We start from the raw sequence: 23306 nt of genomic DNA on the forward strand, positions 1-23306 counted from the left end.
TTCTCCGGTTAGGACAAAACGGACAGCCGCAGCGCCAGCGCGGCCAGGGTGACGAACAGGATCGGCAGCGTCATCACCAGTCCCACGCGGAAATAATAGCCCCAGGTAATGACGATGTTCTTTTTTGCCAACACATGCAGCCACAGTAACGTCGCCAGGCTGCCAATCGGGGTAATTTTGGGGCCGAGATCGCTGCCGATAACGTTAGCGTAAATCATCGCCTGTTTGATGACGCCTTCCGCACTGCTGCCGTCGATAGACAACGCCCCCACCAATACCGTCGGCATGTTATTCATGATGGAAGAGAGAAATGCGCTCAGGAAGCCGGTGCCAAACGTCGCTGCCCACAGCCCCTGCCGCGCCAATGCGTCCAGCACACCGGAAAGCCAATCGGTCAAGCCTGCGTTGCGTAGCCCGTAGATCACCAGATACATGCCCAGTGAGAAAATGACGATCTGCCAGGGCGCTCCGCGCAACACCTTACCGGTATCGATCGCTAGCCCGCGTTTCGCCACCGCCAACAGAACCAGCGCGCCGCAGGCAGCGACCAAACTTACCGGCACACCGAGCGGTTCCAGGGCGAAGAAGCCAATCAGCAACAGTGCCAATACCGCCCAGCCGGTTCGGAAAGTCGCACGATCGCGAATCGCTTCCCGTGGCACCGGTAAACGCGTCAATGCGTAGCGCTGCGGAATATCCTTGCGGAAGAACAGATGCAACATCACCAGCGTCGCCGCGACGGCGCCAAGGTTGACCGGCACCATCACCGCCGCATACTCCGTAAAGCCCAGTTGGAAGAAATCCGCGGAAACGATATTCACCAGGTTGGACACCACCAGCGGCAGGCTGGCAGTATCGGCGATAAAGCCCGCCGCCATGACGAAAGCCAGCACGGCAGCAGGTCGAAAACCGAGCGCCGACAGCATGGCGATCACGATCGGCGTCAGAATCAACGCGGCGCCATCGTTCGCGAACAGCGCCGCCACTACGGCCCCCAGTAGAAGCATATAGGTAAACAGCCATCGACCTTTGCCGTTGCCCCAACGTGCGACATGCAAGGCGGTCCAGGTGAAGAAGCCGCTTTCATCCAGCAACAGGCTAATGATGATGACGGCGATAAAGGTCGCGGTCGCATTCCAGACTATCTGCCACACCACGGGAATATCGCCGACGTGCACCACGCCGCTCAATAATGCCAATCCCGCCCCGAACGACGCACTCCAACCGATACCCAGCCCTTTCGGTTGCCAGATGACCAAGATCAACGTCAGAATAAAGATCGCCCCTGCCACTATCATCGCTGCTCTTTCGCCCTTTTAAGTTTACATATTCGATTTTTCATATGTATTTACGTAAATTTTTTTACCGTTACGGACAACCTTTCGCCACACGTTGCGCTAACTTCGTCATCTGTTCTGGCCGACACTGATAAGCCTGCTCAATAATCGCCGCGGCCCAAGCCGGCATATGTGGCGACAGGCGATAATGTATCCATTTACCATCGCGCCGATCGAGCAACAGCTCGCTTTCGCGCAGCATTGCCAGATGCCTTGAGATTTTGGGTTGCGGCAGCGCCAGTGCGCCCGACAACTCGCAAACGCACAGCTCGCCGGCGTGGCGCAGCAACAGCACCAGCGTCAGACGCGTCTCGTCAGACAGGTTTTTAAACAGCTTCAGCGGCGTCAATGACGTCATGTCGCACTCCCGTTAACCTTTATCTTCTCCACAAATCGCTCGTGAAGATACCATCTTCATATTCGAAAAAACAAATATAAAATGCAAAACGTTGCCCTCCTCACCGAGACATATACTTATCTTTATGCCGTTCTTGCAGGAAGGAGGTACCATGCCGCTCACATTCAAACGTTCGGAAAGGCTCTCCATCGGCACCGAAATAGAGTTACAGCTGGTCGATGCCGAGCACTACGATCTGGCGGATCGGGCCGACCGGGTGGTCAGCGCGGTCGGCGACCGCCGGCGCGTCAAGCATGAGCTCACCCAATCGATGGTGGAGCTGAACAGCTCGGTGCACCGCGATCTCGATGAGCTGCACGCCGAGCTGCGCGCCCTGACCCATACCGTCCGGCGCAGCGCGCAGCGCCTGGGCTGCGACGTCTGCGGCGGTGGCCGGCACCTGAGCAACGACTGGCGCAAGCAGGTTATCAGCGACAGCGCGCGCTACAGGCAGCTGGCCAGCCGTTTTGGCTATCTCTCCAAGCTGGCCTGCGTATTCGGCCAACACATTCACCTCGGCGTCAACGACGGGGACGAGGCGATGTACCTGTGCCATGCGCTGACGCCCTATTTTCCGCAGCTGATCGCGCTCAGCGCCTCGTCGCCGCTGTATCAGGGGGTCGACACGCGCTTTGCCAGTTCCCGCTTCAGCGCCCAGAATTCTTTCCCCAACTACGGGTGCCTGGAACACATCTACAGCTGGCGCGAATTCAACGCTTACTACGAACGGTTGAACGCCGCCGGCGTGATTGAAAGCGTCAAGGATATTTACTGGGATGCACGGCCGAAACCGGAGCTGGGCACGGTGGAGATCCGCATCTGCGATACGCCGCTGCGCCTCGCGCACGCCGTGCTGCTGGTCGGTTACTGCCGTCTGCTGGCCGATTTTCTGTTGCAACGCCGGACGCCGATCGCGCCGGAATACGATGCCTTCACCCACTACAACAAGATCAACGCCTATCGCAGCGGTTTCGCCGCCGAATACGTCGATCCCACGACGCTGCGCCGCAGCAGCCTGACCGCCCACATCCTGCACACCCTCGAGGCGCTGAGCGATTTCGCCGAGCAGCGGGAGGATCGGGCCGTGTTACAGGCCGTCGAGCGCCATGTCCGCCAGGGCATCAGCGATTCGGAGCATATCCGTCAGATGTTGCACAACGGCCTGCCGCAGGCTCAGGTGATCAAACGCCTGTGCGATGAGCTGTTGCAACCGGCAAGTTAAGTTTCGGCTATCGATTCCATACGCCAAAGCCACTGTTCATTATGTGCTCTTTCGCTACAATCGTGAGCACTGACATTCACCGTATCGAGGACACCATGTACAACTTCTCCCGCTATCAGGCAAAAGAACTGGCGCTGGCTTACATGAGCGGCAAAAAACACGATCTGTCGCCGCAGGAGTTTTTGCAACAGCTGAAAAGCAGCGAACGATCGTTTGAGCACCTGCTGAAGCACGGCAGCGAAATGCCGCGTGAAGTGCTGGTTAAAAGTTTCTGAACGGCCGGTTGCCGGCCATTTTCCCTCTACACCGCCGGTGGCGAGCCTGACAGGCCCGCGCATTCCCGGCCGTTCGTCCCCTTTCCTCACGCCACCGCATTTCGTTCTCACAGGCGAATTCCCTACAAATTCGTATCCAAAGACGAATTATTGACATATTCGTATCCAGGTGCGAATTTATAGTCATCCCTCGGTAAGCAACGGAACACGCTATGTCGACGCCAATCAGCGTAATCAGCGGCGATCTGGTCGATTCTCGCCGATCAGACACCGTCAACTACCTCAACGAGCTGCACAGCCTGCTCGATCGGCTGCAGCGCGACGGGCAGCTTCATCAGGTGGAAATCTTTCGCGGTGACGCCTTCCAGGCGCAGGCCGCCCCGGAGGACGGGCTGCTGCTGGCGGTATATATTCGCCTCGCGCTGCGAGCGATGGGCGCCGCGCACTGGGATGCGCGCGTCGCCGTCGGGCTGGGCAGCCAACGGCCCGACGCCGCGGGTTACGGCAGTGCCTTTATCAACTCCGGCAGCGCGCTGGACGCCATGGCGAAAAATTGCCGCCTGGCTCTGAAAACCGACAACGATCGGACAAACGCCATTGTCAGCGATCTGCTGCCAATGTTAGATCATGTGATTGGCCGCCTGTCGCAGACCGAAGCGCGCATCGTCCAGATGAGAATGTTCGCCGACAGCGGCGCCGCCGTGGCGGACCAGCTGCAAAAAGCCGCCTCCACGGTCTCCGCCGCACTGAAACGCGCGGCCTACGAGGAAATCATGCGGTTTATTCACGCCATTAACAGGATCGTCTGACTATGGATCTGACCTATGCGCCTTTGCTGGCCTGGCTGTTGCTCGTCCATCTGCTGGCGGATTTTCCGCTGCAGCCGCTGAGTTGGGTGGAAGACAAAATCCAACATCGCGCGCGTTCGCGTTTTCTGGTATTGCACGCGTTGCTGCACGGGGTGCTGGCCGCCTGGGTGGTGGCCGGGTTCGGCCTGCTGCACGGCGGGCTTTCTTCACTTCAGGTGCTGGTCAGCCTGCTGGTCATCGCCGTCAGCCACTACCTGATCGATTTGCTGAAAGTCACCGTCATGACCCGCCTGAGCCCGGCCCGCAGTTTCCTGCTCGATCAGGGGTTGCATCTGGCGGTGATCACCTTGCTGTGGCTGGGGCTGACGCCGAATGCCGGTGAACTGCTCGCCGCGCTGGGGCAGCAGTTGGGGCGTTGGCAAATTGGCCTGGTGCTGGTGGCCTACAGCCTGATTTATCTGCCGATGAGCCTGCTGATCGGGCAACTACTGGCGCACTGGACGCCGCAAATGCCGCCTTCGGCCAAGGCCGACAACGATTCGCTGCTGCGCGCGGGCAAACAGATTGGCTATCTGGAGAGAACGCTGATCCTGACCTTCGTGCTGCTGGGGCAAATTCCGGCGATCGGTTTTTTGCTGGCGGCCAAATCTATCTTCCGTTTCGGCGATCTGCGCCAGAGCGACGATAAGATGCGCACCGAGTATGTGCTGCTCGGCACGCTGTTTTCCTTCACGCTGACCATCATGCTCGGCCTGCTGGTCAACAAACTGCTGTAGTAGTGCAGGGGCGAAGAATTTCGCCCCCGAAGTGAACGCCGAGGCGGCTTACAGCCACTCGCCGAAGCGGCGGATGTAGAAACGCTTCATCAACTGCGCGACCACGCAGTAGCTGACCAGCGTAGCGGCCAACCACGGGAAGTATTCCCACGGCAGCGGCTGCAGGCCAACCAGGGCGCCGAGCGGCGAGAACGGAATGTAGATGCCGAGCGCCATCACCAACCCGGTGGTCAGCAACACCGGCAGCGCCGCGGTGCTCTGAATGAACGGGATCTTCTGGGTGCGCAGCATATGCACCACCAGCGTTTGCGACAGCAGCCCCTCAATGAACCAGCCGGACTGGAACAGCGCCTGGTGTTCCACGCTGTTGGCGGCAAACACGTACCACATCAGCGCATACGTCGTGATATCGAAGATTGACGAGGTCGGCCCAATCCACAGCATAAAGCGCCCGATGTTTTTGGAGTCCCACTTGCGCGGCTTGCGCAGGAACTCTTTGTCCATCTTGTCCCACGGCAGCGACAGCTGGGAAATGTCGTACATCAGGTTTTGAATCAACAGGTGGATCGCCAGCATCGGCAGGAACGGGATGAAGGCGCTCGCCACCAGTACCGAGAACACGTTGCCGAAGTTGGAACTGGCGGTCATGTTCAGGTACTTGATGATATTGCCGAAGGTCTCGCGCCCTTTGATCACCCCCTCTTCCAGCACCATCAGGTTCTTTTCCAACAGGATGATGTCCGCCGATTCCTTGGCGATATCGGTACCGGTGTCGACCGAAATGCCGACGTCAGCGTCGCGCAGCGCCGGCGCATCGTTGATGCCGTCGCCGAGGAAACCGACGGTATGGCCGTTGGCCTGCAGCATTTTCAGCACCCGCGATTTTTGCAGCGGTGTCAGCTTGGTGAAGACCGTGCGCTGTTCCACTTCGCGCGCCAGTTCTTCGTCATCCATCTGTTCAATCCGCAGCCCGGAGAGCGGCTCGCCCGGCTCCAGCCCGACGTCGCGGCAAATCTTGCAGGTGATCACCGGGTTGTCGCCGGTCAGCACCTTCACCGTCACACCGTTTTCCTGCAGCGCGGCGATCGCCTGCTGCGCGCTCTCCTTCGGCGGGTCGAGGAAGGTCAGCAGCCCTTGCACCACCATATCGCGCTCGTCGGCCACGCTTAGCGGTTCGGCCGGGCGCTGCGCATCCAACTCACGCGTCGCCAGCACCAGCACGCGGAAACCGTCTTCGTTGTACTCGCGGGCCAGCGCCTGCAACGCCGCACGGCGCGCGTCGTCCAGCTCCAGCATCTTGTCGCCTTCACGCACGTGGGTGGCGATCTCCAGCATCTCCTCCACCGCGCCCTTACAGATCAGCTGCTGCTTGCCATTCTCATCCGCCACCACGATCGACAGACGGCGGCGCACGAAATCGAACGGCAGCTCATCCACCTTGCTGAAACGCCCCAGGGCTTCAATCCCCGGTTTGCCGCGCCCGAAACGGATCACCGCCTGATCCATCAGGTTCTTCATGCCGCTCTGATGGAAGCTGTTCAGCCAGGCCAGGTGCAACACTTCGTTATCCCTGGCGCCAGTGACGTCGATGTGGTGCTCGAGAATGATGCGGTCCTGGGTCAGCGTGCCGGTCTTGTCGGTGCAGAGCACGTCCATAGCACCGAAGTTCTGAATGGCGTTCAGACGCTTCACCACCACCTTGCGACGCGACATGGCGATCGCCCCTTTCGCCAGATTGGAGCTGACGATCATCGGCAGCATTTCCGGCGTCAGGCCGACCGCCACCGCCAGCGCGAACAGCGCCGCCTCGCTCCAGTCACCTTTGGTGAAACCGTTGATCAGCAACACCACCGGCACCATCACCAGCATGAAGCGAATCAACAGCCAGCTGACGCTGTTCACCCCGCGATCGAACGCGGTTTGCGCCCGCGAACCAACGATTGACTTGGCCAACGAGCCGAAGTAGGTGCGCCCGCCGGTCGCCACCACCACCGCCGTAGCGGTGCCGCTGGCGACGTTGGTGCCCATCAGGCAGATGTTGGAGAGCTCAAGCAGCGCGTTCTCGCTGGACACTTCCCCTTCGCTCGACTTCTGCGCCACGTTGCCCATGGCATCGTATTTCTCGATCGGGATCGCTTCGCCGGTCAAAATCGCCTGGCTGATGAACAGATCGCGCGAGGCGATAAGGCGTACGTCGGCCGGCACCATATCACCGGCGGAGAGCTGGATGATATCCCCCGGCACCAGTTCGCGGATCGGCACTTCCAACGTCAGCGGATGCGCGCTGTAGCTGCTGCGGCGCAGCACCGTGGCGGTGGTGCGCACCATCGACTTCAACGCTTCCGCCGCTTTGTTGGTGCGGTATTCCTGCCAAAAACGCAGCAGCCCGCTCAGCGTGACCATGGTCAGGATGATAATGACGCCGGTGAGTTCAGTTTCTTCACCGCTCTGGCGTGGCAGCCAATAATCGGTAAAGAAACTGATCGCAGCCAGCACCATCAGCACGAAGATAAACGGGTTGTTGAAGGCCTTGATCAGCTGGATCAGGGCATGCGGCGCCTTGTCATGGGCGACCTGATTGGCGCCGAACTGTTCCAGCCGCTCATCGGCGTCGTCCTGGGTCAAGCCGTTGCGGTTGCACTTCAGGTTCGCCAGCGTTTGAGCGATGCTGTTGGTCGCCTCTTGCGCAATGGCGTAGGTCACCGCGTCTTTATCACGGCGACGCGTTCTTTCATTAATCTGAGTCATAACGCTATTCTCTTATTTTCGTTCTGCGCACAGCGAAGCCCCGCCCGATAAACAGGTGACTCTGCGCAGCTTGGAATTTTTTATTAGCGTGACTAAATGGCGGAATTACCCTGTCAGCCACGCTGGAATCATTTTCCTTCCGGGGTCATCGTCCATAACGCCTCCTTAATGCTCCGCGTTATTCAGGCGAGCCCGAATAACCTGAGCATATAATCAAGTTAATAAATATTTATATAATTAATCAGACCGGTAATTCGGACGCGACGCGCCAGCGAACGGCACTCACGCTTTTCTCCAGGCTGACGCGGCAGACAATACCCTCAATTTCTTTTTGCGCGGCCGGCGTGGCGGTAATTTCCGCGCACACTTCCAATTGCCCCGGGCTGGAGATATCGGCGCTGCGCAAGGATTGCAGCCGCAAGGCCACGCCGTTCAGCGCCTGCAGAATCAGGGTGCGCACCAGAATTTCGTCCTGCTCGCCGCAGGTCACCTGAATGCGATAGCACAGTTCCAGATCGGTTGCCTGCTGGTGCGGCTGCAGATTGATACGCTGCGCGGCTTCGCGCAGCAGGATATTGGCGCACAGGATCACCAGCGTAGCAACCACCGCATCCCAATGCTGGCCCAGGCCGCACAGGACGCCGATCCCCGCCGAACACCACAGCGTGGCGGCGGTGTTAAGGCCGCGAATGTTCAGCCCTTCACGCATGATAACGCCGGCGCCGAGGAAACCGATACCGGATACGATCTGCGCAGCCACCCGGCCGGCGCTGGCCGGATCGGTGGACATGGAGCTGAGAATAAAGACCGCAGCACCGGTCGCCACCAGTGCATTGGTGCGCAGGCCGGCCATGCGTTGGCGCCACTGGCGCTCGGCGCCAATGACCGCGCCCAGGCACATCGCCAGCAATAAATTTAAAACGAAAGGAGTCATAGCCATGACTGTCCCCTTAATTAACCGCAGGAGATAAAATCATGTGCTGTTTAGCACACGCGAAAGCGCGCTGAAAATAAATCAGCGAATCAGCGTGTCGTGCCTGGAGGGAAAAGGCTGTGGCTGCAAAATACCATAATAACGTCCAACTCGATTCACCTGAAACCGTCAGGCATCAGGAAACGTTTATTACTCGGGTATGCACAGCTCAGAAATAACTGGAGAGGGGTGCTGCCCGCCGATAACGGCAAGCAACAAATCAGAAGAGAATTGGTCAGCTTGCCTTATTTGTTTTATTACAACTACAACTGTCCAATTGAGTTTCTCCACCGAAATTTTGGCTGAGTATAGTGACGTCGGATAATGAAGTAAAGGCTAATTTATTAAACGAAAAATAAACTGGAATACGGCGATTATATTTCGATGTCACAAATAGAAGGTGCCAACATTGGGCGCCGACGCCGCCTTCCGGCCGCTGCATCAGGCTCTGTGGGACAAAGCGTTGTTGGACTTCCGCTGGCTCGATCGGGACGGCTGGGTGCAGCAGACGACCTTCAGCGACGGTTCGACGCTGGCCGCCAACTTTACGCGCAGCCTTTCACTGTCATCGCGGCCCACAGCCTGCGCGCCAAACTGGCCGACGGCCGCACATTCGACGTTACGCCTTAGCAAGGTCGCCGACGGTGGGCTACGCTAGGCTATATTTCCGACGATCCGCAAGGAGTGGCCGATGACGCCTCTGATCCACACTCTGCTCGACGAGATTTGGCAAAGCCTGGGGCAGCGCCCCGCCCCTACCGACCGGTTAACCGTTAGCGGCGTCGGCGCATTGCCTTCGGCTTTTCCCGTCACAGAATTGGCGACCGCCGCCTGGAGCGCCGCCGGTTTGGCCTGCGCCGAGTTGCTTCGCTGCGAGGCCGCCGACGCGCCGCAGGTCTGGATCGATCAACGCCTGGCCTCGCTCTGGTTTGGCTGGACGCTGCGGCCGCTGGGATGGACGCTGCCTGCGGCCTGGGACGCACTGGCCGGCGACTACGCGACGGCGGATGGCTGGATACGTCTGCATACCAATGCGCCGCACCATCGGCGAGCGGTGGAACAGGTGCTGGGTTCGGCATCGGATAAAGGCACGCTGGCGGAACGTGTGCTGGACTGGAAAAAAAGCGAGCTGGAGGAAGCCGTGATCGAGGCCGGCGGCTGCGCGGCCCAAATGCGCTCGGCGGCCGCGTGGCGACAACATATTCAAGGCAAAAGCGTAGCGCTCGAACCGCTTATCCACGCCTCGCTGCAGCCGGAAGCGCCACCGCCGGGCTGGGCGCTACCCGTCGCCCGGCCGCTGCACGGCGTGCGGGTGCTGGATCTGACGCGCATTCTCGCCGGGCCGATCGCCACCCGTTTTCTTGCCGGTTTGGGCGCCGACGTGCTGCGCATCGATCCCTACGGCTGGGATGAACCCGGCGTCGAGCACGAGGTGATGCTGGGCAAGCGCAGCGCACGCCTCAACCTGACCAATGCGCGCGATCGCCATACGTTTGAACATCTGCTGAAAAACACCGACGTGCTCGTGCACGGCTACCGTGCCGGTGCGTTGGAGAAATTGGGCTATGGCGCGGAGGAAAGACGCGCGCTGGCGCCGGGCCTGATCGACGTCTGCCTGAATGCCTACGGCTGGAGCGGGCCGTGGCGGACCCGGCGCGGTTTCGACAGCCTGGTACAGATGAGCTGCGGGTTGGCGGAGGCGGGTATGGTTTGGCGCAGCGCCAGTTTGCCGGTGCCGCTGCCGGTACAGGCTCTGGATCACGCCACCGGCTATTTGATGGCGGCAGCGGTGCTGACCGGTATGACACAGCGCCTGAGCCGCGGTACCGGCTACCACGCGCGTCTGTCGCTGGCGCGCACGGCGCAACTGCTGCTGGCGCACCCCTGTTCGGCAGATTATCGACCGGAACCGCTGGCACCGGCCGGCCCCGCCGACGAGAACCCGGAAACAGAACTGACTTACTGGGGGGCCGCGCAACGCCTGCGCGCCCCGTTAAGCCTGCAGGGTACGGCGCTGCAATGGGCGCTGCCGGCGACTACGCTCGGCACCTCGCAACCGGAATGGCTACGCCGCTAAATCGCCGCCAACTGTCGCTGAAGCCACTGCAGCAAGCGGGTAACCGCCGGCGTCAACCCGGCGGTCTGCGGCCACACCAGGTAAACGTCGTCATCGCTCAGACGACGGGGCGCGGCCAACGCCACCAGTCTCCCCGCGTCAAGCGCATCCTGCACCAGCAGCTTTTTCGCCAACGCGATGCCAAACCCTTGCTCCGCCGCGCGAATCAACAATCCGGCATCGTTGAATAACGCCTGTTGTCGCCCGCATAACGGCCGCCCCTGCGCGTTGAACCAGTCGCGCCAGGGACTGACGTCGTGCTCGAGCAACGGAATATCGCCACCGTTCTCGAACGCCGCCCTCCATTCTCGCGCCATATCCGGCGAAGCGACCGGCAGCACGTCACCCGACGCGATGCGCTGCGCCTGCAGCCCCGTCCATTGACCGCTGCCGATACGGATCGCCGCATCGAACCCTCGCTGCGACAGATCCTGCAGCGCCAGCGACGCATCAATATCCAGCGCAATATCGGCGCAGGCCTCATGAAAAGCAGGCAGACGCGGCAACAGCCAATAATGGGCAAAAGACGGCAACACGCTGATACGCAGCGTCTGGCTTGTCGCCGCACGCCGGGCGCGGGCGACGCCCTGCTGCAGTGCCTGCAACGCCGGCTCTACCGCCGCCAACAACTCTCGCCCGGCGGCATTCAGGCGTACACCGCGCCCGCGCCGTTCAAACAGCGGATAGCCGACCGCCTGCTCCAGCAACTGAATTTGCTGGCTGACCGCGCCGTGCGTCAAATGCACCTGTTGTGCCGCAGCGCGCAAATTTTCCAACCTGGCGGCGATCGCAAAGGTCGGCAAGACATGCAAGGGAATGCGTTCATTCATCATTGGTTAACCAGGCTATCCAAAAAGGTTATTTTTCATCGATTTTGAGCGGCAGGCAAATGTTCTATGTTTACCCCATCATCCCTGACGCTTTCGGAGCCACCATGCACCCACGTTTACAACAGGACCTCGCGCAGTTTCCGCAGATCCTCGACCACACCCGCCAGTTGGCGGAGGATTTCCTGGCCGGGCTGCAGCAACGCTCGGTCTGCCCACCGCTCGAGCATCAGCAGCTGCAACCGGGCGACGATCGGTTGGAGGAAAACGGCGAAGGCGCCCTGGCAGCGCTGGAGCGCTTTTGGCAACGTTATCAGGCCGGCATTTCCGCCAGCGCCGGCCCGCGTTATTTCGGCTTCGTCACCGGCGGCGGCACCCCGGCGGCGGTCGCAGCGGACTGGCTGGTTAGCGTGACAGACCAAAATAGCCTGCTCAGCCATGATACCATTGCAGCCACGATCGAGCTGGCGGCCGTGACGCAGTTGAAATCCCTGCTGGGCCTGCCGGAAACGTTCAGCGGCAGCCTGGTCAGCGGCGCGACCATGGCCAATTTCACCGGGTTGGCCATTGGCCGGCAGTGGCTGGGACAACAGCAAGGCGTGGATATCGCCCAACAAGGCCTGGCGGCGCTGGGCCCCATCCGGGTATTGGCGGCCAATCCGCATTCCAGCAGCGTGAAGGCGCTCAGCATGCTCGGCATCGGCCGCGAGGCGTTGACGATCGTCGCGAGCCTGCCGGAGTCTGAAGCCATGGATATGGAAGCGCTGGCGCGGCAGCTCGCCGCCGGCGCTGGCCAGCCAACGTTGGTACTGGCCAGCGCCGGTACGGTCAACACTGTCGCTTTCGACGATCTGCCGCAGCTGCTGGCGCTGCGGGAGCGTTATCCATTTTGGCTGCATGTCGATGCGGCATTCGGCGGCGTGGCGGCCTGCTCACCGCTATACGCCTCAAAGCTCGAGGGCTGGCAGCATGCCGATTCCATCACCGTCGATGCGCATAAATGGCTGAATGTGCCTTATGACAGCGCGATCCAATTTACCCGCCATTTGGATCTGCAAATGCAGGTATTTCAGAACCATTCGGCTTACCTGGAAGCACCGACGCTGCGGCCAGACAACTATCTGCATCTGACGCCAGAAAATTCGCGCCGCTTCCGCGCCTTGCCGCTTTGGCTGACGCTGAAAGCCTATGGCCGCAGCGGTATACGAGATATCGTCGAGCGCAACGTCGAACTGGCGCAGGCGCTGGGGGCGGCGTTAGCGGCCGATGACGGTTTCCATCTACTGGCGCCGGTGAATTTGAACGTGGTGTGCTTCGCCCTCAGTCATCCACAGGGTGAGAGCGAAGCGGCGCGCGATCGCTTTCTCGAACGCCTTAGCCGGCATGGCGTGGTGCGTTGCACCCCTACGCGTTACAACGGCCAGCCGGGGATCCGCGCCGCGCTGGTCAACTGGATGACAGAGGAACAGGACATCCGCTTGACGTTGGACTCGCTGCGCCATTGCCTGGCGGAAACGGCCTAACACGCGCGGCGATTACCCGCGTTGGAAGGCCTGCAAACGACGTTCTTGCCGCCCGTCTTCGCTGATGTTATCCGGCGACAGCCAGGCGGCAAACGCCGCGTATCGTGTCGGCCATTCTCCATCAACGATCGACAGCCAGTCGGTGTCGCGCGAGCGTCCTTTAACAACGACGGCCTGGCGGAACGTGCCTTCATAGCGGAAACCCAAGCGCTCGGCGGCCTGGCGTGAAGGCAGATTGAGGCTATCGCATTTCCATTCGCAGCGCCGGTAGCCAAGATCGTCGAAAAGATGCCGCAGCATCAAGAAAATCGCCTCGCTGCCCAGCGCACTGCGCTTCATCAGCGGCGACCAGTTGATGGTGCCCAGTTCGGCCACGCCGTTGCCAGGATCGATGCGTAAAAAAGCGCAGGTTCCCACGGCGTGCCCGTTCGTCTGATCGATCACCACCATCGTGTTTCTGTCTGCGCTGGACACCTGCGCCTGAAGATAACGCTGGAAATCTGCGTGCGACTGCGGCCGTTCCCAAAACAGATAGGTCCAGTCACGATCGTCCTCAGCGGTTTGGTAAGCCTGATAAAGCGCATCCCCCCAGCGCGCGAGGTTAAGCGGTTCGAGGCGGCAAAACCGCCCTTGCAGCGGCGTGTGCCCGGGTATGCCTGCCGGCTGCCAATGAGGAAGGGCCTCACCTATCGGCTGCCCATACTGATTCTGTCTCACCGCGACATCCTGTTTTTGAAAGGTGGAGAGGCAAGTTAAAACCAACGCGGGCCAGAGACAACTCCGACCTGCCATTCCTCCCCGTGGATCGGACTGCAGGATGATAGTTTAGAGAAATCACTCAATCACCGTTAAACATTCACGAAAACTATTTCATGCGAAATAAATATCTATATAACTCATTGTAAAACGGTGATTTATAGCAACAATTAAGCTACACATTCCGGTCATAATGTTAACTTTTGTTTGTTGTTATGATAAAAAAAGAAGTGCTTATCATTAGCATGGAGAGCAAAAACACCTATAAGATAATGATTTTTATATGTAAAAAGTCAAAAACACCAGAGGGAGCGCTTTTTGACCACTCAAAAAACGCGCTGAAAGACATCAAAAAAACGACACATGAATTTTTTTTAAGACTTTTCCTAGCAAACTAAAATTTTGTTTCGTGACATGATGAACAGATTAGCGGCAAGCAATGCAGACAGGCACGGGCGCCAAGCGCAAATCAGGCTCAACATGCCTAAGCTGGACGAGCAGCAGATCGCCCTGACTTAAGCCAAACTTATAGATTCATGCAATTAATAAGTTTAGTATGAAAATATCATTGAGTGCCGTCGTGTTTATTGATAGAACACTCGCTACACTGAATTATTGTTCCATTTTGCCTTTCGGCTTTTTAGGCTTTTTCTCATATTACCGCAGTAAAACGGATTTAAGTGGGGGTGCGATATGCCAACGATTATCATGGATTCATGTAGCTATACCAGATTGGGGTTAACCGACTATCTGACTTCGCATGGCGTGAAGAGGCGCCATATTAATGCCATCGAGGACATTGACAGCCTGCATGAAAAATGCAGCAAGTTAAATCCGAGCCTGGTGTTTATTAACGAGGACTGCTTCATCCACGAAGCAAACGCCACCGAGCGAATAAAACGGGTGATTTCACTGCACCCGGATACGTTATTCTTCATCTTCATGGCCATTACCAACGTACATTTCGACGATTATTTATATGTTCGCAAGAACGTCATCATATCGTCAAAATCCATCAAACCAGAGACTATGAATCAGCTACTTAGTCACTATCTCGAGAGAACGTCCCTCCGTACGGAGAAATCCTCTCTGGATCAAACGCCGGTAACGCTGAGCCAGACTGAATCAAACATGCTACGCATGTGGATGTCCGGTCAAGGTACCATCCAGATATCAGACCAGATGCAAATAAAGGCCAAAACGGTCTCTTCCCACAAGGGAAACATCAAGCGGAAAATAAAAACGCACAACAAGCAGATCATTTATCACGTTGTTCGTTTGACCGATACATTGACCAGTGGAATATTCGTCAATAGCCGCTGAACCACAGAGAACGCCCCCGCTCTGTTTTACCAGCCGTTAAATACCCGGTGATAATGTCATCTGGATAGCAGCCGCTGGAACCACAAAAAAATACCTGCTGCGTTATCCCCCGCTAGCGCAACGGGTATTTTTTTGCCGCCGATAAAAAAAATCTTACCGCAATGAAATAATCTCAAAATGGACAATTTCATTAGCAAATTAATGAGATTAACCTAAGTTACTGCCCGTGCTCGCGGCAGGGCTCCACAAACGTGCCGTCACGGCTGTCGATTTCATTAAAAAACCATACGCCCGCCGGGTAGTCGTCAAGAGAAACCAGATACATGGTGCCTTCGTTGAACACCTCTACGGCCAAAATCACGCCTTCACGCCGCGGGCCTCCGTCTGTTTTTACCGTCACTCGATCGTTAACCTGCATACCCTTCCCCATTATTTGCGATTGCCGTCAGTGTATTACAAAAGCGAGGGCGATGGACACCACTCCAGCCCTGCCGGCCTCTGCTATCAGCGTAGCAGCCGCCTGGATTTTCACTTTCTTAACGGTTTGGCCGCAGAATCTTAAGCCGGTCTCGCGTAGCCTGTCTTCAGGCGTTTCCCCCCCAGAGAAGCGCTCGCAAATGAAGTAACAAGGAACTTTTGCCCGCAGACTTGCGGGCTTTTTTTACGCGCTGCCAAATTGCAGGCATAAAAAAACCCGCCGCAGCGGGTTCTTTTCAATCAGCGGTAGACGCCAATTAGATAGCGGTAACGTTAGCCGCAGATGGACCTTTCGCACCGTTCTCGATAGAGAACTGTACGTTCTGGCCTTCAGCCAGGGTCTTGAAGCCTTGATCCTGGATAGCAGAGAAGTGTACGAATACGTCTTTGCTGCCGTCTGCTGGGGTGATGAAACCAAAACCTTTAGCTTCGTTGAACCACTTCACTTGACCTTTGATCATGTTGGACATGTCTAATTTCCTTCAATAATAATGTTAGCCGCCATGGGCGAGATAGCCGGTCATCAGTTACTTATGGAGGCACTGGAAAGGAAATTCGTCAGAGAAGGGCTATCCGGGATAACGCTTTAAATTTGAACTACTTTACTCAAAATGTCGTGCATAAATAGGTCTGTACCACAGGCCGACATCATTAACTCATGAGCGAGCGGCAATAGCAACCTTTTTCGCCGTGATGGGGCGTGAATCTCGGCTAAACGCACAGGATTTGACCCTGTCGGTCGATAGAATCACCGCCTGGCCCCCCGTAACAGCCAAGGTAAATGATAGTAATTCTCGTTCTGCTGTTTTATAGTTGCCTACAGAAATCATTCAGGGAGATTCATCATGCCGAGATGGCTTACCTTACCAACTGCCAGTGCCGCCGCCCTGCTGGCCTTTGCCGCTTACAGCGCTCCGCAGAGTGCACTGGAGCTGAATTATCAAGCTCCAGAACCCAGTGTGACTCCCGCTCCCAAGCCGACAGCACCGTCAGGGCCAGCCCCTAAGGCGGCGAAACCGCCGATTACTTGGGCAGAGGCACGCGACAAGAACGGCTTTCGCGTCGATATCGAATGCGATCATCCGGGCTGCAGCAAACCGCGCACCAAACCTTATCCCGCGTATGAAGGCCCGGTGAAGAAAACCGATCGCCGCCGCCAATCCGATCCTTACTCCACCAACCAGGATCCCGATTACAACATCCAGTTGGGCTATGAGTGGTAGCGCCGCTTTCGGAGTAATACCTATATCAGCCGCCCTCGCCGCTGCATAGAATAGCGCCAGTTCACCACTCCTCCTGGTGTTGAACACAACAAGCTGTGTTGCAAATCTTTATGCGCCTCCCTATAGGCGCTTTTTTTTTGCTCCTCCCTCATGCCAGTTTCCCGATTACAGATTGCTCTCATTGCCCCGTAAAGTGATGAATGTCACAAATACGCCTCCTTGCCATTCTTATTCGGAGGTGATGTTCATGGCCACAGGATCCCTTGCCCTCTTGGCTGTCTTAGCCGGCATTGCGGGCTATTCGCTCTATAAGCATTTCAAATCTCAGAAAAAAAGCACATTCGTTCGCCCGCACGATCGGTAATCGATAACGCATTTTCACCGCGAAGGCGCGGCACGCCGCACGCCGCACCTTCGTGGACCGTCATGTTTTCATCACAAAATTGTCACACTATGGCCATATGATGATTCGCGATTATCCGCTCTGGCTTAACACCAAGGATTTCGCCCATGACCATAATTAAAGCTGCAAACCATCAGGAAGCAGAAAAGCTCATCCGCGCCGGCACAGCCAAGAAAATCGAACTGGCCTACGATATCGGCAGCGATGACTTCTTCCAGCTTGCCAGCCTGTGGTGCGATAAAGGCGCCAAGATCTCCAAAGGGAAAGAACATTTTATCGTCTCGTTGAAAGGCTTCCGCATCCCCCCTAACGATTGATATCCAGCCGCCCATCGCGGCGGCGTCCTCTCCTCCTCGCAAAACCGCTCTATTCGACCACGCGCACCTCCTTCGATTTCGCTAAGCTAACAGCAGACTTTATTGCGGGCGTTCAGCCTGATAACCACGTCCGCCACGATGAGGAGAGTGACCATGTCAACAAATGCAGCGCAGCCCGGCACGATGGAAGCGATTGAGATTAGCCAACCGGGCGCCCCCGAGGTTCTGGTTGTCACCGAACGCCCGGTACCCGAGCCACAGGCGGGCGAACTGCTGGTGAAAATCGCCGCCGCTGGCGTTAACCGCCCCGACGTGCTGCAGCGCCAGGGGAACTATGCGCCACCGCCCGGCGCCTCGGATATCCCCGGCCTGGAAATTGCCGGCGAAGTGGTGGCCATCGGTGAAGGCGTGACCCACTTCGCGCTCGGCGATCGGGTTTGCGCCCTTATCGCCGGGGGGGGCTATGCGGAATACTGCACCGTGCATGAAAGCAATGCGCTACCGGTACCGGCGGGTCTGAGCCTGACCGAGGCCGCCGCACTGCCGGAAACCTTCTTTACCGTCTGGGTCAACGTGTTCCAGCGCGGTCATCTCAAAGCCGGCGAAACCGTGTTGATCCATGGTGGCACCTCCGGTATCGGCACGGTCGCCACCATGCTGGCGAAAGCCTTCTGCGCCCAGGTGATCACCACCGTCGGATCCGAAGAGAAACGTCAGGCCAGCCTGGCGCTGGGCGCCGACGTGGCGATTAATTACCGCAGCGAAGATTTCGTCGCACGCACCAAAGACGCCACCAACGGCAAAGGCGCCGACGTCATCGTCGACCTGATCGCCGGCGATTATGTCGCCAAAAACTATCAGGCTGCGGCGATGGAAGGCCGCATCGTGCAAATCGGCACGCAAAACGGCGTGGTAAAAGAGCTCAATCTGATGCCGCTGCTGTTGAAACGCCTGACCCATACCGGGTCGACGCTGCGCTCGCGCAGCGTGGCGGACAAAGCGCAGATTGCCGCCGAGCTGCGCGAGAAGGTTTGGCCGCTGCTGGAGCGCGGCGTGCTGAAACCGCAAATTTTTAAAACCTTCCCGCTTGAGCAGGCCGCCGCCGCGCATACGCTGATGGAGTCCAGCGAGCACATCGGCAAGATCATGCTGACGTTCTGAGGCCATTCCCCGCAGCCTGTGCTGCGGGGAAACCGATGCCACGCTCAGGGAATGATGCGGCGGCGGCGGAACTCCTCGAACAGCGAGAAAAACATGGCTTCGGTTTCGACAAACTGATGGAAACCGAAACGCCGCGCCTTGCTGCCATCCGCGAACATGTCATAGTCCCAGGAAAAGACGAAGTCGGCGAAACGCCAGCCGGCCACCGCGCGATAGTCTGGTTCGGTCAATTGGTGCCGTTGCACCAGCTCTCGCCACAGCGGCGCTTTGTCCGCCATCGTGCTCTCCAGCGGTATCGGCAGCGGCGGCGCGCATTCCAGCCCGAAGTAAGCGGCGATTTTCGGCCACATCTCGCTCCAGCGAAAGAGATCGCCGTTGTTGATATTAAACGCCTGATTGGCCGCCGCCGGCTCGGTCGCCGCCCAAAGCGTGGCGCGCGCCAACAGCCCGGCGTCGGTCATTTCCAGCAGACTGTGGTAAGCGCCTGGCTTACCGGGAAAGCGCAGCGGCAGCCCGAGCGCTTTACTGATTGAGGCATAAACCGCGATGCTCAACGCCAGGTTCATCGGATTGCCAAGAGAGAAGCCCCCCACCACGCTCGGACGAATGGCGCTCCAACGCCAGCGCTTGCCTGCCTGGCACAGCGCCAGATACTGCTGCTGCGCCACGTTAAACTCCGGCGGCATATGCCCGGCGTCGCTTTCGCGCGCCGGCGTTTTAAACGGCCCCAAATGCGCGCCATACACTTTGTAACCTTGCATTAGGCTGATATGCTCCAACGCCGGCGCGACCGGCTCCAGCCCCTCGACGACGTGTTGCAACATCTGCAGATTGGGCGCCACCAGCCCCGCCCAGTCCGGCGCATCCTGATAGGCGGCATAGAAAACGTGGCTAATCGCGCTCAGCGGCCGCAGCGCGTCCCGCGTCGCCGCCGCATCCAGCAGATCAACCTGAAGGTGGCGCACCCCAGATGCCGGTTCGCCCCCCCGGCGCGAGACGCCCACCACTTGCCAACCTTGATCAATCAGCTCCTCAATCAATCGGCGCCCAATCACGCCATTGGCGCCGATCACCAATGCCTGTCGCTTTGCATTCATCTTGCCACTCCTCAGGTTATCGATACCCTGAGTGTTATTGATTAGTAATGCTTGCGGTAGAAGAGGCTTTCCACTAACACTTATAAGAAAAATCTATAGGCAAGATCGACATGGATAAGCTGAACGCAATGAAAACCTTTATGCGAGTGGCCGAACTGGGCAGTCTATCGGCCGCCGCTCGCGATCTGCGTTTGACGCAGCCGGCGGTCAGTCAGCAAATCGCCGGCCTGGAGCAGCAACTGGGGGCCCAGCTGCTGTTTCGCAGCACCCGGGCGGTCACGCTGACCGATGCCGGCAGCGGTTATTATCAGCGCCTCAAACCGATTCTGGCGGCGGTCGACGAAGCGGAAGACGCACTGCACGACCAGCACCACCAGTTGCAGGGCAATCTGCGCATTCACGCCCCTACCGGATTCGGGCAGTTGCACGTCACACCGCTGGCCATCGCTTTCCAGCAACGTCATCCGAACCTCGCCATCGAACTGCTGCTGGACGATCGCCGCGCCGACGTGATCGGCGAAGGCATCGACGTGGCGCTGCGCTTCGGTGAACTCCATGCTCCCGGCATGGTGGCGAAACGTTTGGGCGAGCTGCAACGCCTGCTGGTGGCATCGCCGGCCTATCTGGACAAGCATGGCACGCCCCGTTCGCCGGCGGAGTTGGCGAAACATGCGCACATTCGTTACAGCGGTTTGAACGACGGCGATACGCTCACTCTGTTCGGGCCGCACGGCCCCGAGATGGTTGCTCTGCGGCCCACGTTCCGCGCCAACAATACGCTATCGCTGCTGGCCGCCATCGAGGCTGGAGTGGGTATCGGCGGCGCCCAACGGCCTTTAATCGCCGAGCAGTTGGCGACGGGGGCGCTGGTGCCCGTTTTGCCGGAATACCGCTACCCGCCCATGGCGCTGCACGCGGTCTATCCCGCCTTACGATTTATTCCGGAGAAAGTGCGCGCCTGGGTGGCGCATCTGCAGCAAGCGTTGACGGCGATCGAGGGAATTAGCGGAGTGAATGCTCCCGGCCAGATGCCGGGAGCCTAATCATTATTTGAACAGTTTGCCGACCATGTCGCCCAGTTCGTTGCTGTCTTGCTGCACTTCACCATTTGGCGAGGCGGCATCAGCGACCGTTGGCAAGAACTGTGCAATGGTGCTGGAGGCTTGTGCAGGATCGATACCCAGCTTTTCAGCCAGTTGGTTGATCGCATCGCTACCCAACGCCTGCTGCACATGATCGCCGGTAATCTGCTGATTTTCGCCATTGCCGAGCCAGGAACCGACGATATCGCCGAACTGCCCCTGACGGAATTTGTCCAAAATGGACTGTAGGCCGCCTTGTTGCTCAACCCACTGCATAATGGCGATGTAGTCGATGCCTTTACCGTTGGCGCCGCCGCCCAGAATGTTACCCAATACGCTATCGAACAGACCCATGATATTCCCCTTTCAGCCGGTACGGCCCGCGCCGCACCGCCGGATTGATTTCACGAAAAAGGGCCGCCGCGGCGACCCTGTTGAGCAACGGCTGCTTAGCCTTTGATCTTCCTGTAGACAAAAAGCACCACCAGGGCACCGATTACCGCCACCACAAAGCTGCCCAGGTTAAAACCGTCAACGCGGCCCATACCGAAGAAGGTGCTGATATAGCCGCCGACGACGGCGCCCACGATCCCCAATATAACGGTCACAATAAAGCCGCCGCCGTCTTTGCCCGGCATAATCCACTTGGCCAGGATACCGGCGATTAAACCAAAAATGATCCAGGAAATGATGCCCATCTTTACTCTCCCTATTACCTTTTGCCTAACAGAAATCCTATTACCAGGCCCACGACGGCGCCGGCGCCTATCCCCGCCCAAGGGTTATCCTTAAGGCAGGCACATGATTGCTCGAGCGCCGCTTTTACACCGCTGCGCACTTCGCAGGCGGTGGCTTTCACGTAGTCGCTCGGTTGCTCAACACCGTTTAGTTCGTCATTTTCATATGACATGTCAAATCCTTACAGACCAACCCTCTGAGAATCTCGTCACATGTTTCGCGCCAGGCGCCGTCCGCTCCGCGATCTTGCTCTGGGCAACCTGCCCGCTGCCGCTCAATGCAGAGGCGTACGCCGACAAACGCACAACTTCACACTATGACTATAGTAAAAAATCAGCGGTTTACCCATTTCCGTCCGTCTGAATTTCACCGTACAAAAAACGATCTAACTTCATCCTGCCGTCATCTCGAGAGGCTAAACTTTAAACAAATCCTCATGGAGGAAACAACCATGTTCAATGCCCCCCTTGTCCTGATTCTCGCGCTACTGTACGCACTGGCCGCCGTTTGGGACGGTTCCGTCGCGTTACTGTTTCATTAAGGTTACATAGCAGTTGTCACTTTTGCGATGCGCTTAATTGTGTCTTTATTTTTCAATTGCACCAGCCGGTTGAAATAGCGGAAAATATCTTCCCTTCCCTCGGTAAAAATCCTATCTCACTCCATTTTTCGCCTGCGCTTAAATAAAGTGAAAAAAAAGCATTAATGGAAAATCCTATTTAGCACGAAATGTTCTACTATTCGCCTTATAAAAATTTGGGTTAAGGTCCCATTGGGAAAGAAAAGGAATCATAGAAAAAATGCTTTCTAACCAACGCTTTGAGCGCAAATTCTTGCGCCCTCGTTATTGGTTGCTGTGGATAGGGCTGGGAATACTCTATCTCTTGGTGTTACTGCCCTACCCGCTCATTTATCGACTCGGACACGGCCTTGGCAGAATAGCCATGCGCCTGATGAAACGCCGGGTACAAATAGCACGCCGCAATGTAGAACTCTGCTTCCCTGAGATGCTCTCCGCCGAGCGCGAGGCGCTGATTGTCAAAAATTTTGAGTCCGTCGGCATGGGCCTGTTCGAAGTCGGCATGGCCTGGTTCTGGCCTGACTGGCGCATCGCCCGTTGGTTTAAGGTGAGCGGCATGGAAAACATGCAGTTGGCGCGTCAGGACGGGAAAGGCGTGCTGCTGATCGGCCTGCATTTCCTCACTCTGGAGCTGGGTGCGCGCATCTTCGGCATGCAAAACCCCGGCATCGGCGTGCATCGCCCGCACAATAACAAACTGATGGAATGGGTGCAGACCCGCGGCCGGCTACGCTCGAATAAATTCATGATCGATCGTAAAGATATCAAAGGCATGATCCGCAACCTGAAACAGGGTGAAATCCTGTGGTATGCGCCGGACCACGATTATGGCCCGCAAAGCAGCGTGTTCGTACCGTTCTTCGCCGTGGAAAACGCCGCCACGACGACCGGCACCTATATCCTGGCGCGCATGGGGCGGCCGTCGATCGTGCCATTCGTGCCGCGCCGCCTGCCGCATGCGCAGGGTTATGAGCTGATCGTACAGCCACCGCTGACGGACTTCCCGCTGGACGATGAAACGCGCGCGGCGGCCATGATGAACCGCGTGGTGGAAGAACAGGTGCTGCTGGCACCCGATCAATACATGTGGTTGCACCGCCGCTTTAAAACCCGCCCACCCGGCGAACCTTCGCTGTATTAACCGCC

General features: G+C 57.9%; 25 protein-coding genes. 13 read left to right on the forward strand and 12 right to left on the reverse strand.

The features are described 5' to 3' along the window. Window positions 1–8: 8 nt before the first annotated feature. Window positions 9–1298, reverse strand: a complete 1290-nt coding sequence (locus ACJ8J4_RS06675; protein WP_043140570.1) for an arsenic transporter — start codon at window positions 1296–1298, stop codon at window positions 9–11. A 70-nt stretch (window positions 1299–1368) separates the two neighbouring features. Beyond that, on the reverse strand, window positions 1369–1695 hold the full coding sequence (locus ACJ8J4_RS06680) for a metalloregulator ArsR/SmtB family transcription factor (RefSeq protein WP_060447853.1): 327 nt from the start codon (window positions 1693–1695) through the stop codon (window positions 1369–1371). Window positions 1696–1846: 151 nt separating this feature from the next. On the opposite strand from ACJ8J4_RS06680, the gene ACJ8J4_RS06685 reads away from it, so the two are divergent. The 4 genes from ACJ8J4_RS06685 (at window position 1847) to ACJ8J4_RS06700 (ending at window position 4816) form a co-directional block, all read left to right on the forward strand. Further along, window positions 1847–2956, forward strand: a complete 1110-nt coding sequence (locus ACJ8J4_RS06685; RefSeq protein WP_049203958.1) for a YbdK family carboxylate-amine ligase — start codon at window positions 1847–1849, stop codon at window positions 2954–2956. 95 nt (window positions 2957–3051) lie between these two features. Further along, on the forward strand, window positions 3052–3231 hold the full coding sequence (locus ACJ8J4_RS06690) for a hypothetical protein (RefSeq protein ID WP_019453520.1): 180 nt from the start codon (window positions 3052–3054) through the stop codon (window positions 3229–3231). Window positions 3232–3443: 212 nt separating this feature from the next. After that, complete coding sequence (locus tag ACJ8J4_RS06695) at window positions 3444–4040, forward strand: hypothetical protein (protein ID WP_025303343.1); 597 nt, start codon at window positions 3444–3446, stop codon at window positions 4038–4040. Between the two features lie 2 nt (window positions 4041–4042). Then, entirely contained in the window at window positions 4043–4816 is a 774-nt protein-coding gene (locus ACJ8J4_RS06700) for a DUF3307 domain-containing protein (RefSeq protein ID WP_025303344.1), read from the forward strand. Between the two features lie 48 nt (window positions 4817–4864). Here the strand turns inward: ACJ8J4_RS06700 and mgtA are convergent, their stop codons facing one another. Continuing rightward, entirely contained in the window at window positions 4865–7564 is a 2700-nt protein-coding gene (gene mgtA / locus ACJ8J4_RS06705) for a magnesium-translocating P-type ATPase (RefSeq protein ID WP_043140563.1), read from the reverse strand. A gap of 241 nt (window positions 7565–7805) precedes the next feature. Next, a complete protein-coding gene (locus ACJ8J4_RS06710; protein ID WP_025303346.1) occupies window positions 7806–8504 on the reverse strand; it encodes an MgtC family protein in 699 nt (232 codons plus the stop codon). Window positions 8505–8937: 433 nt separating this feature from the next. Here ACJ8J4_RS06710 and ACJ8J4_RS06715 point away from each other — a divergent pair, with 433 nt between their 5' ends. Together ACJ8J4_RS06715 and ACJ8J4_RS06720 are read left to right on the forward strand one after the other, a co-directional pair. Next, window positions 8938–9195: a glycoside hydrolase gene (locus ACJ8J4_RS06715; protein WP_264383604.1), complete on the forward strand. Its 258-nt coding sequence runs from the start codon at window positions 8938–8940 to the stop codon at window positions 9193–9195. 33 nt (window positions 9196–9228) lie between these two features. After that, window positions 9229–10614: a CoA transferase gene (locus ACJ8J4_RS06720; RefSeq protein WP_049295897.1), complete on the forward strand. Its 1386-nt coding sequence runs from the start codon at window positions 9229–9231 to the stop codon at window positions 10612–10614. Here the strand turns inward: ACJ8J4_RS06720 and ACJ8J4_RS06725 are convergent. Beyond that, on the reverse strand, window positions 10611–11486 hold the full coding sequence (locus ACJ8J4_RS06725) for a LysR substrate-binding domain-containing protein (protein WP_043140557.1): 876 nt from the start codon (window positions 11484–11486) through the stop codon (window positions 10611–10613). The genes ACJ8J4_RS06720 and ACJ8J4_RS06725 overlap by 4 nt on opposite strands. A gap of 101 nt (window positions 11487–11587) precedes the next feature. Here ACJ8J4_RS06725 and ACJ8J4_RS06730 point away from each other — a divergent pair, with 101 nt between their 5' ends. Beyond that, window positions 11588–13003, forward strand: a complete 1416-nt coding sequence (locus ACJ8J4_RS06730; RefSeq protein ID WP_049296076.1) for a pyridoxal phosphate-dependent decarboxylase family protein — start codon at window positions 11588–11590, stop codon at window positions 13001–13003. A 12-nt stretch (window positions 13004–13015) separates the two neighbouring features. Here the strand turns inward: ACJ8J4_RS06730 and ACJ8J4_RS06735 are convergent, their stop codons facing one another. Then, a complete protein-coding gene (locus tag ACJ8J4_RS06735) occupies window positions 13016–13657 on the reverse strand; it encodes a GNAT family N-acetyltransferase (protein ID WP_197836195.1) in 642 nt (213 codons plus the stop codon). A 795-nt stretch (window positions 13658–14452) separates the two neighbouring features. On the opposite strand from ACJ8J4_RS06735, the gene rcsA reads away from it, so the two are divergent. Next, window positions 14453–15082 (forward strand): transcriptional regulator RcsA, encoded by a 630-nt coding sequence (gene rcsA, locus ACJ8J4_RS06740; RefSeq protein ID WP_025303351.1) that lies wholly within the window; start codon window positions 14453–14455, stop codon window positions 15080–15082. A 217-nt stretch (window positions 15083–15299) separates the two neighbouring features. Here the strand turns inward: rcsA and dsrB are convergent, their stop codons facing one another. Then, a complete protein-coding gene (dsrB, locus tag ACJ8J4_RS06745; RefSeq protein WP_004935117.1) occupies window positions 15300–15500 on the reverse strand; it encodes a protein DsrB in 201 nt (66 codons plus the stop codon). Window positions 15501–15816: 316 nt separating this feature from the next. Then, a complete protein-coding gene (gene cspE / locus ACJ8J4_RS06750) occupies window positions 15817–16029 on the reverse strand; it encodes a transcription antiterminator/RNA stability regulator CspE (RefSeq protein ID WP_004935122.1) in 213 nt (70 codons plus the stop codon). Between the two features lie 375 nt (window positions 16030–16404). On the opposite strand from cspE, the gene ACJ8J4_RS06755 reads away from it, so the two are divergent. The 3 genes from ACJ8J4_RS06755 to ACJ8J4_RS06765 all read left to right on the forward strand — a co-directional run bounded on the left by ACJ8J4_RS06755 (window position 16405) and on the right by ACJ8J4_RS06765 (window position 18663). After that, window positions 16405–16782 carry a hypothetical protein gene (locus tag ACJ8J4_RS06755; RefSeq protein ID WP_025303352.1) on the forward strand — a complete coding sequence of 126 codons (378 nt, stop codon included), beginning with the start codon at window positions 16405–16407 and terminating at the stop codon, window positions 16780–16782. A gap of 510 nt (window positions 16783–17292) precedes the next feature. Next, on the forward strand, window positions 17293–17502 hold the full coding sequence (locus tag ACJ8J4_RS06760) for a hypothetical protein (RefSeq protein ID WP_004935132.1): 210 nt from the start codon (window positions 17293–17295) through the stop codon (window positions 17500–17502). A gap of 153 nt (window positions 17503–17655) precedes the next feature. After that, on the forward strand, window positions 17656–18663 hold the full coding sequence (locus tag ACJ8J4_RS06765) for an NAD(P)H-quinone oxidoreductase (protein ID WP_264383605.1): 1008 nt from the start codon (window positions 17656–17658) through the stop codon (window positions 18661–18663). A gap of 44 nt (window positions 18664–18707) precedes the next feature. On the opposite strand, the gene ACJ8J4_RS06770 is transcribed toward ACJ8J4_RS06765, so the two are convergent. After that, window positions 18708–19760, reverse strand: a complete 1053-nt coding sequence (locus ACJ8J4_RS06770; protein WP_197824090.1) for an SDR family oxidoreductase — start codon at window positions 19758–19760, stop codon at window positions 18708–18710. A 110-nt stretch (window positions 19761–19870) separates the two neighbouring features. On the opposite strand from ACJ8J4_RS06770, the gene ACJ8J4_RS06775 reads away from it, so the two are divergent. After that, window positions 19871–20803 (forward strand): LysR family transcriptional regulator, encoded by a 933-nt coding sequence (locus ACJ8J4_RS06775; RefSeq protein WP_043140541.1) that lies wholly within the window; start codon window positions 19871–19873, stop codon window positions 20801–20803. A 3-nt stretch (window positions 20804–20806) separates the two neighbouring features. Here ACJ8J4_RS06775 and ACJ8J4_RS06780 read toward each other — a convergent pair whose 3' ends face one another. The 3 genes from ACJ8J4_RS06780 to ACJ8J4_RS06790 form a co-directional block, all read right to left on the reverse strand. Further along, window positions 20807–21196 carry a YidB family protein gene (locus ACJ8J4_RS06780; protein WP_197836123.1) on the reverse strand — a complete coding sequence of 130 codons (390 nt, stop codon included), beginning with the start codon at window positions 21194–21196 and terminating at the stop codon, window positions 20807–20809. A gap of 95 nt (window positions 21197–21291) precedes the next feature. Then, window positions 21292–21540 carry a GlsB/YeaQ/YmgE family stress response membrane protein gene (locus ACJ8J4_RS06785; protein ID WP_004935146.1) on the reverse strand — a complete coding sequence of 83 codons (249 nt, stop codon included), beginning with the start codon at window positions 21538–21540 and terminating at the stop codon, window positions 21292–21294. 14 nt (window positions 21541–21554) lie between these two features. Then, window positions 21555–21752, reverse strand: coding sequence for a glycine zipper domain-containing protein (locus tag ACJ8J4_RS06790; protein WP_025303357.1), 198 nt, complete (start codon window positions 21750–21752; stop codon window positions 21555–21557). 628 nt (window positions 21753–22380) lie between these two features. On the opposite strand from ACJ8J4_RS06790, the gene ACJ8J4_RS06795 reads away from it, so the two are divergent. Beyond that, window positions 22381–23301 carry a Kdo(2)-lipid IV(A) acyltransferase gene (locus ACJ8J4_RS06795; RefSeq protein WP_197836121.1) on the forward strand — a complete coding sequence of 307 codons (921 nt, stop codon included), beginning with the start codon at window positions 22381–22383 and terminating at the stop codon, window positions 23299–23301. Window positions 23302–23306: the final 5 nt, after the last annotated feature.

This window comes from Serratia sp. CY47280 (assembly GCF_052168655.1).
Taxonomy (GTDB): Bacteria; Pseudomonadota; Gammaproteobacteria; order Enterobacterales; family Enterobacteriaceae; genus Serratia; species Serratia bockelmannii.